The 828-nt window shown below is 54.3% G+C and carries 1 protein-coding gene; it reads right to left on the bottom strand.

The genetic code is table 11. The annotated features are described in order from the left end of the window. Positions 1-296 precede the first annotated feature (296 nt). Positions 297-828 (bottom strand): MFS transporter (locus VQ048_RS12280; RefSeq protein WP_442872828.1); only part of this gene is annotated, 532 nt, incomplete at its 5' end.

The raw sequence follows: 828 nt of genomic DNA, 5'->3' as shown, positions 1-828 counted from the left end.
AACGGGAAACGCATTGGCGAAGTGGCGGATAAATTGAACCGAAAGTTCAATTTAGCAGTGACGTAGCCGATGTGTTTCCACAGAAGCTAAATTATTAAAAAAAAGCTGAATGTGGGACACATTCGGCGGAATAAAAAGCACAAAAGTTGAATTTTGAACTTAACCCGCCATTTTGCCAATGCGATGTTGAACTGAACAAGGGAAATGAGCGGTATCCTGCCAGACAGGATACCGACATTCACGAGGTTTCGATGGTTAGTGCGCCGCATCGGAGCGGGCCTGCTACCAGTCGTCGGTTAGACGACTGGCGACTTCTCGGTGGCAGCCCCACGGAGCCGAAGGAGCACCAGCCCCAACGAAACCAGTACCGCCATCGCCGTGGCGTAACAGATCACGGGCCACGCTGTGTCACCGTTTAAAAGTGCCACCGCCAATGTCCCGACAATGCTGACTATCAGGCTTTGAACGCAGAAGTAGAACGCGACCGCTGATCCCGCGATGTCGTCGAACTCTGCCAAAGCGCCGTTCGCGGTAACGGACACCGTGAAGACAATACCGACCGCGACAACCCACATCGGTAGGATGAAGGTGAGGAATGACGGCGAGCCGTAAAGTTCGCCGATCCCCAACAGGACCGCTCCGCAAACAAGCAACGCCATCCCACGCGCCACGCATCCTGCGATGCCCCATCTGGCGACAAAGGACTTCGCGAAACGGGTTGTCACGATCATTACAAGCGCGACAGTGGCGAAGGCAAAGCTGAATCCGATCTCGGAATATTCCGCTTGGCCTATGAGCACACGGGGAGCCGTCGAGAAGAAGACGAAG

The sequence above is a fragment of the Bergeyella anatis genome, assembly GCF_036016955.1.
GTDB lineage: Bacteria > Bacteroidota > Bacteroidia > Flavobacteriales > Weeksellaceae > JAYWXI01.
This window is presented reverse-complemented; position numbering and strand designations above follow the sequence as displayed.